This window comes from Lacticaseibacillus pantheris DSM 15945 = JCM 12539 = NBRC 106106 (assembly GCF_001591865.1).
GTDB lineage: Bacteria > Bacillota > Bacilli > Lactobacillales > Lactobacillaceae > Lacticaseibacillus > Lacticaseibacillus pantheris.
Genome location: NZ_BCVS01000097.1, coordinates 1 through 9178, shown reverse-complemented (window position 1 = coordinate 9178; position 9178 = coordinate 1). Strand labels below are relative to the sequence as shown.

General features: G+C 51.6%; 8 protein-coding genes. 2 read left to right on the top strand and 6 right to left on the bottom strand.

All coding sequences use genetic code 11. The annotated features are described in order from the left end of the window. Window positions 1-58: 58 nt before the first annotated feature. A complete protein-coding gene (locus LPA02S_RS09350; protein ID WP_054649542.1) occupies window positions 59-793 on the bottom strand; it encodes a GntR family transcriptional regulator in 735 nt (244 codons plus the stop codon). Between the two features lie 181 nt (window positions 794-974). Between LPA02S_RS09350 and LPA02S_RS09345 the strand changes: the two genes are divergently transcribed. Continuing rightward, the gene (locus LPA02S_RS09345; protein ID WP_054649544.1) at window positions 975-2348 is read left to right on the top strand and encodes a glycoside hydrolase family 1 protein; all 1374 of its coding nucleotides are present in this window, start codon (window positions 975-977) and stop codon (window positions 2346-2348) included. 332 nt (window positions 2349-2680) lie between these two features. Continuing rightward, on the top strand, window positions 2681-3925 hold the full coding sequence (locus LPA02S_RS09340) for an MFS transporter (RefSeq protein ID WP_054649546.1): 1245 nt from the start codon (window positions 2681-2683) through the stop codon (window positions 3923-3925). A gap of 471 nt (window positions 3926-4396) precedes the next feature. Here LPA02S_RS09340 and LPA02S_RS09335 read toward each other — a convergent pair whose 3' ends face one another. The 5 genes from LPA02S_RS09335 to LPA02S_RS09315 form a co-directional block, all read right to left on the bottom strand. Then, window positions 4397-5725 carry a PTS sugar transporter subunit IIC gene (locus LPA02S_RS09335; RefSeq protein ID WP_054649548.1) on the bottom strand — a complete coding sequence of 443 codons (1329 nt, stop codon included), beginning with the start codon at window positions 5723-5725 and terminating at the stop codon, window positions 4397-4399. Window positions 5726-6245: 520 nt separating this feature from the next. After that, window positions 6246-6596: a hypothetical protein gene (locus LPA02S_RS09330; RefSeq protein WP_054649550.1), complete on the bottom strand. Its 351-nt coding sequence runs from the start codon at window positions 6594-6596 to the stop codon at window positions 6246-6248. 93 nt (window positions 6597-6689) lie between these two features. Next, the gene (locus tag LPA02S_RS09325) at window positions 6690-7511 is read right to left on the bottom strand and encodes an HAD family hydrolase (RefSeq protein ID WP_056956355.1); all 822 of its coding nucleotides are present in this window, start codon (window positions 7509-7511) and stop codon (window positions 6690-6692) included. A 34-nt stretch (window positions 7512-7545) separates the two neighbouring features. Next, on the bottom strand, window positions 7546-8412 hold the full coding sequence (locus LPA02S_RS09320; RefSeq protein WP_056956356.1) for an ROK family protein: 867 nt from the start codon (window positions 8410-8412) through the stop codon (window positions 7546-7548). Window positions 8413-8522: 110 nt separating this feature from the next. Then, a complete protein-coding gene (locus LPA02S_RS09315; protein WP_054649554.1) occupies window positions 8523-8849 on the bottom strand; it encodes a PTS sugar transporter subunit IIB in 327 nt (108 codons plus the stop codon). Between the last annotated feature and the right edge of the window lie 329 nt (window positions 8850-9178).

Sequence of the window (9178 nt, the reverse complement as noted above, 5' to 3'; positions counted from 1 at the left end):
GCGTGAGGCTAGTAGCCGGTCACAAGCTTAACCGCCGCAGTGCAAGCCGGCGGCTACACTAGTGCGTTTGGCTGGAGATGTTGAGTTCGACGTCGGCGACGACGCTGCTGGTTTCATAAGGAAAGTGTTCCTCGGAGACCTCGAATGGCTCCCCCTCCTCGGTGTAACTCACCTGGTTGATGACCAAAACGGGGTCGTTCAGTTCGCACCCCATCGCCTCGACGTCGTCCTGCGTGGCCTTGATGGCGTGAATCCGCCGGTGTGAGCCCGCGATGTGCACGTGCGCCTCATCGGCTAGGTGTTTGTATACGGAGCCCTCCAAAATTTCGCGCGTAATCGTAGTAATCTTGGTGGGCATAATTGTGTGCTCGTACGCATAAACTAACCCGTCGACGTACCGTACCCGCCGAATTACGTACACGGGCTCGTCGGGGCCAATGATCAGACTATTTTGTTCGGCCTCGGTGGGCAGGCGTGCGTCCAACGACAATACTTTGCTCGTCACTTTCCGTCCCGCGTAGGTCAAAGTGGTCCCCACTGGCCGATCCACTGATGACTCCATATCGTGCTTGTCCTCAGTGTTAAAGTCCTTACGTAAAAACGTTCCGGCCCCACGCTTGGTGTACACAACCCCCTCCACAATCAGCAACTGGATTGCTTTGCGGACGGTCATTCTGGTGGTGTTAAATTCCTGCGCCAGCGTTTCCTGATCGGGTAATAAATCACCGGGTTGGTACTCACCACCCGTAAACTTTTTGCGTAATTGTTGCGAAATATCCTGGTATTTATACATGGACACGCCTCCCGAGAAAACCATTGTCTGCCTACATTTTACGCCCTTTTACCTTCAGTTGCGATAGCCTAATTTGATTATTTGTATATACTTTTCAAATAAAAAGCTTTACGAATCGCCTAAACCGTGGCATAATGAAACCGGATTCAAGGATCCATTATACCTGAAGGAGGCAAAAAGTATGTCCCAACCATTACCGAGCGGGTTTCTTTGGGGAAATTCCACTTCCAGTATGCAAACTGAGGGCGGATGGAATGAGGGCGGTAAGGGTAAGTCCGTCTATGATGACCGTCCGGCAACCGACCAAAGCAGCGATTGGCATGTTGCCATTGACGATTATCACCGTTACGACGAGGACTTAGACCTCATGGCCCAACAGGGGATGAACTGCTACCGGTTCCAAATTTCTTGGAGTCGGGTTTGTCCCACCGGTGACGGCGAGTTTAACGAGGAGGGCATTCGTTTTTACGATGAACTGATCAATAAACTAATTGCCCGGAATATCACCCCAATGATTTGTCTGTACCACTTTGATATGCCCCTCGCCCTGGCCGAAAAGTACAACGGCTTCAGCGACCGGCACGTGGTGGACGCGTTCATTCGCTACGGACAGACCATGGTCGACCGCTTTGCAGACCGCGTGCCATACTGGATCACATTCAACGAGCAAAACCTGTACTCGATGAACGAAGCATTCAGGATTGCCGGGTATCTGCAGGGCCCAGAGACCGACGAGGAGCTGTTCCAGATTAGTCACCACGTGATGGTGGCCCACGCCGCCGTTGCTAACTATCTGCACGCCCACAGTAACGCCAAAATTGGTGGCATGCTAGCCTACTCCGAGGTGTACCCTGCCTCCTCGAATCCACGCGACGTTCTCTATGCCCGTCGGATTGACGAGTTTCTGAACCGTAACCTGCTTGACGTTTTCGTCAACGGGCATTATTCCACAGAGTGGCTCACCTTTGTCCGCAATCAGCGGATTGATTTGGACTTTACGGATGACGACCAGGCGACGTTTGATCAACTCCACAGTGACTTCATCGCCTTCAGTTACTACCGTTCAGTGCAAATTAACAGCAGTATGGTGCCAATCAATACCATCCCCAACCACTATCTCGACTTCGGCGCCCAGCCAGTGCCCGGGTTGCAGGCAAACGAGTGGGGCTGGAACGTCGACCCGTTAGGCTTCCGCGATATTTTAACCAAGGTTTACAACCAGTACCACGTCCCCATGTTTCCGATTGAAAACGGGATTGGTATCCGGGAAGTGTACCAGGGTCACGAAATCCAGGATGATTACCGGATTGATTACCACCGTCAACACATTCAGGCACTCAAAGACGCGGTCTTCACCGACGGCGTGGAGGTGCTGGGCTACTTGGGATGGGGATTAATCGATATTCCGAGCTCTTCGGGTAACATGGATAAACGTTACGGCATGATCTACGTCAACCGGACGAACCATGACCTACGCGACATGCGCCGCATTCCGAAGAAGTCGTATTGGTGGTTCCAAAAGGTCATCGCTTCTAACGGTGCCCAGCTAGATTAACGCGTTACGCGAACGTAATCACTTCTATCAACAAGTTTTGATTCACCACGCGTATCGTGACACGAGCGTTATCATCAGCTGCTGGTGAGGCGCAAAGTCACCCCGACTTTGCCCTCCATCCACAGCGCAAACATATACCAACGCTCACCCCGGGTTGCCCCGCCAACAGGAGGCAACCGTAGAATGACAACCACAAAGGCGTCGTAGTCACCGTTCAGTCAAACGGTCGATACGACGCCTTTTGTGTTGCAATATTAAGTGCAGATTGTATAATCTTAACCAAATAGTTATCACTTTTTAATTCAAATTGCCCATGAAGGAAGTCACTGCTCATGGATAAAGACCGTTCCCAAATCTTCAAGATTATTACTGCATCAGTGTTGGGCACCGCCGGCAGTACCTTGTTGGCCTTCAGTGTTTCCCTATACCTGCTAGCCCGGTTCGGCGTCGGCCAATTTGTTTTGTCGCAGGCGCTGAGTGCTTCGACCGCAATCATCACCCTCACAATCGGGGGCTTCCTGGTCGACCGCGTGGACAAGAAATTGCTCATGCAACTACTACAGTTGCTCTCGGTGGGCGCGCTGATCATCGGTTGGATTTGGTCCACCAGTATTATCGCCCTATACATCATGATTTTTCTCTTACGCGCTGCTGACGGCATTTTTAGCAACAACAATATCGCGGCGGCAATCGGTCAGGTCGAGGGCGATCACATTGGCCCGCTCCGTGGTTACGAGCAAACTGGGACTTCTATCGTTGCTGTTGTCACCCCGATGCTGGCAGCCGTCATTTATCCCCTCACCAGTATTCGCGGTGTAATTGGTCTTGAAATAGTGTGTGAATTGCTCGTGTTGGTAGTCATGAGCACGGTCGACTTCCACCGCTATCACGTAGAATCAGCCGTTGATGATGAACAAAGTACTAGCTTTGGTGATAGCTTCCGTTCGGGTTGGCAATACATATTTAACCGTAGGGTGCTCAGAATCATTCTGCTGTCGGGGCTGATGGTGAACCTAGCGGGCGGTATTGGCGAAGGAATCACAGCGCCCTTTCTGCTCAAGACTTTGCACATGTCTACGGGCACGTACGGCGTGGCCGAAGGTATGATGTCGGTGGGGACAATTCTGGGCGGGCTAGTGGCCGTCCGCCTGATGCGCGCCGAGCAAAATATGATCAAGAGCTTGTTTCTTTGGATAGTCGTCGATGGCGTTGCGCTCATAGCGTGGAGTCTGACGGCCTTTATTTCCTGGTTACCAGTCGCCTGGATATTAGCCATTGTTTTTGGGGCAACAACGGGTTTGGCGCTAAGTGCGCTTAACATCCCGTTGGTTAGTTGGTTATCGGCAACGGTTGAACCGGGGATGCAAGGGCGAGTTTTTAGCACCTTTATCGGGGTGGCGCAGTTAGTGATGGCGGCTGGTGGTTTTATCGCGACGGCTGCGGTGCACGTATTACCTCTGTGGCTGCTACTAGCAATTGATGGCGCCATCGGGGTGGCCGTATACGCGGTCGGGCAACTGCTAGGTGTCGCAAATACTCCGGAAGCAAAGGTGGTGCCGCAACAACAAAATGGCTAGATTTTTGAATACAGGGCTGAGGCTGTAACAACAGGGTATACCCTGCTGCAGTTTTTTTAACAAGCTCGATCCCCAAGGTGAACAAAATGTACTGAAAAAACTTTTTAGTAGCCGGGTGAAGCGCTAATCATCCAATCCATACTCAATGTTGGTCGCACTTGCGTGGTGGTGGAGGTCGAGCGGCTGGCGGAGGTGACAGCTGTATGCCCGAAGTTCCGTTATAAGCGGAGCGCATTACGGAATCAAAAAATTGAAATCGCGGTTTTCGAGTTCAATTTTTCGCGGTAGCCCGGAACGGGCGAGAGCGTAAGGCTCACAGCCCCGGCCGCCTCCGCCAGCCGCTCGACCGGAGCCATCACGCAAGTGCGACCAGCCACGCACTAAAAAGCCCCCTGCCGGCTGGTACACCGTCGGGGGCTCCATGATCAAATCGTTTCAACGTCTAGAGGAGTTAGACGTAGCAGCACTAAATTATGCTTCCTTAGCAGCCTGCGCCTTTTCCTGCGCAACCTGCTTGGCAACAACACCATCGTTAATCTTAACGAATGGCAGGTACAGCAGCACACCCACAATGAAGACCACAATCTGGATTACCGGCGCACGCCAGTCACCACCAGTTGCCAGGAATGAGTTCAGGAACATTGGTGTCGTCCATGGTACTTGGACAACCATTGGGCTCATCCAACCGAGAACCGTTGCCAACCAAGCAACAAAGATGCCTAGGGATGGCAGAACGATAAATGGAATAATCAGCGAAACGTTGTACACGATTGGGTAACCAAAGATAACGGGTTCGTTAATATTGAACACACCTGGAAGCAAAGCCAGCTTGGCAACATTCCGTGAAGCCGCGTTGCGACTCACGATGAAGGTTGCAACCAGCAGGCAAAGCGTACCACCAGAACCACCCAACAGAGCGAAGGACTGAACCAGTGACAGGTTGATGATGTTAGGAATTGCGTGACCCGCGCTGTAAGCAGCAGTGTTCTGAACGATGTTGATGATCAACAGTGGTTCCAGAATCGTACTGTAAATAACGGAGAAGTGAATACCGAACAACCATAGCAAGTTAGCCAACGTGTAAATAATCAGCGTACCAACAATACCAGTACCAACGTGACGTAGTGGTTCCTGGATGAAGGTCGTAATCAAACTGATGACGTTCATGCTGGTCGTGTCGTACAGTACAGCCGAAATCAGGGCAAAGAACGACAGAACCAGGATGACGGGAATCAGAACGTTGAATGAATCGCCAACTGCAGGTGGTACCTGGTCGCCCAAGTTAACCTTGAGGGCCTTGATGCTAGAAACCTTGATAAACAGTTCCGTAGCCAGCAGACCCATGATAACACCGGCAAACATACCACCAGTACCGAGTTCAGTGAATGGCAGTACACCACTAATGTTGGATGCCTTCTTGGCACCGTCAGCAATAATCTGCACGGTGTTCGGCATCATTGCTACCAAAGTAGCCAGTGACACCATCGCCGCGGCCAGCGGGTTGCTGAAGTTACGGTTCTTTGCCAGGAAGTAACCAATCATGGTGGCAATCAGTAAACTGGAAATATTCAGGGTCGCGTTGGACAACATCGTGCCCCAGTACTGAACCTTCAGTAACGTAGCACCCTTAAACATCCAGGTGAACACAGTGTTGTTAATCAGGGTTGCCAAACCTGCCAAAATATACAGTGGCATGATGGTGGCAAAGGCGTCACGCAGCGAACGCAAGTGAATTTCGTTCCCAATCGCTACGGCGACTTTGATGAAGCCCTGACCGAATTTAGTATCTTCTAGAGCCATGTGTATAACATCTCCTATTCTTCAACTCCCGCAGTTGGTGGTCCAACCAGCACCCCTCCCCAATTGGGATGCCAGTCAACAATGATCGAATAATTTCTATACGTAACTTAAAACGACCACCAGCTGCTCAACTTAAATATCAACGTAGAGCCATGTCTGACTAAACGGACCTCCTCACGCGCAAGTGTTGCAAACGCTTTCGACTTCTATCAACATCTAAAGTATACACCGTGCCGATAACAATTCAATACTTTTTATTCTAATGTATATACAAATTCGCTTACAATACCAAGGTCTCAACGTTGTAAACGCCGTCATCAAGCGCTTTAAGTGCCGATTTTAGAGCGATAAAAAAACATGCTTTTTTCGCACACTTTGAACATATCGGACTATACCGTTGGTGACGCTTTGTTGAGCACGCCTGTTGGTATCCGGACTAGCATGATGACGCCCTCGCATAATAGCCTATACCAAAGCAAAGACCCGTGGATCAACACCCACGGGTCTTTGCTTTGCTTATCTATGCGTGGCTGAACACGTCAGCAGTTGCGTTCGCGTTCGCCGGCAACCGGCGCATGTCTAATTCGTAGTGCTCCCGTAAACCACCCAAGCGGCGTAGGTGCTCCACGTGTTCAATCCGGTAACGACCGCCCTGAGCACTGCCAACAACTTTGCCTGGTTGGTACGTCTCGCTCGCCATGACGTGACGACGCCCACCCTGGAAGAACCAGAGATCAATCACAAAGCGTGGACGCTGTTCATCCATCGGACGTAGCGGCTTGAGCGATACTTTGTCGTTCTGATAGGCCAAAATAAGAATTGGTCCGACAATAATCGCAATCCCCACTATGTTAATAAAAATAGTACTCACAACCATCCCTCCGTTTCGTGGTAGCGCTAACATAACCACATTGTGGCAAATAATTGGACAGTTGTAAATACTTTTATTGGATAGTGTATAGTTTTATTGAATTTTGCCAGCGAGCACAGCGTGTAGCATCTTGCCCACGCCATCGTCGTCGTGGTCCACCGTCTGGAGGCGCGCCACCGCTTTGATTTTAGGAATGGCATTCGCCATCGCCACGCCGTAGCCCACATCACGAATCATCTCGAGGTCATTTTCATAATCCCCAAAGCACATGAAGTTAGCCATACTTCGACCAGTCGTGGTCGCAATGGTGTGCAGCGCACTGGCTTTCGTCGTGTGTGGTGCATTGGCTTCATAGAAGAACCGGTTTGACCGCGATAAGTGAATTGGTAACGCGGCAATCTTTTTCATAGCTAAAGCGAAGCTAAAACCATTCCCAAAGATACCGTTAAACGTGAACTTATAGAACTGGACGTGATCCACGGTTAACATTCGCACCAAGTCATCCTCACGCGTAATTTTGATGGTCTCGCCGTTATGCCAATTGCCCCGCACTCGGCCCATAATACCTGGTGTATAACTAACCGCATGGTGCTCGGCAAAGAACACGATGCGCGCCAGGTAGTGTTTGGCCACGTGAAATGCAGCCAGTACGACCGCATTATCCAGGGGCCGTCGCATAATCGGCTGATCGTCCTTGTCGTAAACAATGCCACCATTCAGGCATACTTTGTAACCCGGCACCCGCAAGTCATGACTGAACAGTTGACTAACGGTAGGCAGTGAGCGCCCAGAGCAAATGGCAAAGTCGCGCCCACTTTGCACCCAGTCGCGCACCGCCTGGCGGTTGTAATCCGATATGCGGCTTTGATTATTGAAAAAAGTGCCGTCCAAATCCGTACCAGCTAATACAATCATCCATTTTCTCCCAAAACAGTTTTGTGTACTTCACTTAGTGCGTCGCCACACGTTGAGCTAACAACAACGCGCCCGTAATGCCGGCGTCATCACCTAAACCGGCGTGCACCAAGTACTCATTCAACGGTGGTGTTTCGACGTACCCGTTCATTTGCACCGCAAAGGACGCTTGGATCAATGGGTACAGCTGTGCCTGGTTGGACACGCCGCCACCAAAAATGATGCGTTCTGGTGCAAAGCTCAGCGTGTAATCCACGGCCGCCTGCGCGAGGTAGTACGCCTCAATATCCCATACGGCATCGGTCTTACTCAAAGTTGCGGCGGGTACGCCGACGCGGGCCTCAATGGCAGGGCCCGCAGCCATCCCTTCCAGGCAGTAATCGTGGTATGGGCACACGCCTTTGAAACCAGGCACATCATCCGCAGACGGGCGCACCGCGATGTGGCCCACTTCGGGATGCGAGTACGCCGTATAGACCTTGCCGTCATGGATAATCCCGCCGCCAATACCAGTGCCCACGGTTAGGTAAACCACATTGTGCAATCCCTGGGCGGCCCCGCGGTGCAGTTCACCGTACGCCGCCACGTTCACGTCAGTAGTCCAGTAAATTGGGCAATCCAGTGCCGTCTTGAGCGCACCCAAAAAATCAAAGTGGGACCAGCCGGGCTTCGGAGTTTGCTTCACGAAACCATAGTCCGCAGACTCCGGATTGATACCAATTGGACCAAAGGCACCGACGCCTAAGCCCGATAACTGGTACTGCTGGAAAAACTGCACGATTTGTGGCACGCACTTCTGGGGGTCGTCAGTGGGTATCCGTACCCGGTCCTGTACCACCAGCTGCTCATCCGCCACCGCACACACAAACTTAGTTCCACCAGCCTCAATTGCACCAAACATCACACTACCTACCTTCTCGGGTTGTCCCGTTAGTTGTATATACTTATTCACAGATAGTGTACGTTGATTACCAAGTAGTTGTCAACGCTTACAACTAATGGTTCGAGACTTTAGGCGTGCGCACTGGCACGCTGAATCGCATCCAAAGCACTTTGCAACAGGCGCGGGCCCGCCAAAGTAGCGTAGTCATGCGTATCCATTACCGCAACCGGTACGTCTAGTTTGGCCCGCAGTTGTGTGGCTAAATAGCTGACCTGCGGCGCCACCATGATCACGGCCGGAGTCACCGTCGCTAATTCGGCATTGACGTCGGCTGAACCGATTGCCACAACCTGGGCATCGACCCCCGCATCTGAAGCAGCGTCCGTCATCCGTGATACTAGTAGGCTGGTCGACATCCCCGCACTACATACTAGCAAAATTAACTTTTGTACCATTATCTATCCCCCCTTTAAGGGTTATTCAAGGAAGCGTTTACAACGTTCAACAATAAATATAGTCCGTTACCAGGTGTTTTGCAATCGACCCGATAACGCAGTGTGATTAACTCTTCAATCGTCAAGCGATCATGTCATGGTTTACGTTAAACATGCGCACCGGTGGCGGTTCTGGCCGGTGGGGGTGCCGTGGTGTACTACGCCTTTGTGGACCGCTCCACGGTGACCGCTGCAGTGGCTAGCCGTACTGGTGTGGTGGTTCCGGGTGGCGGTTCTGATCGGCGCGGGTGCTGTGGGGCACTACGCCTTTGTGGACCGCTCCACGGTGA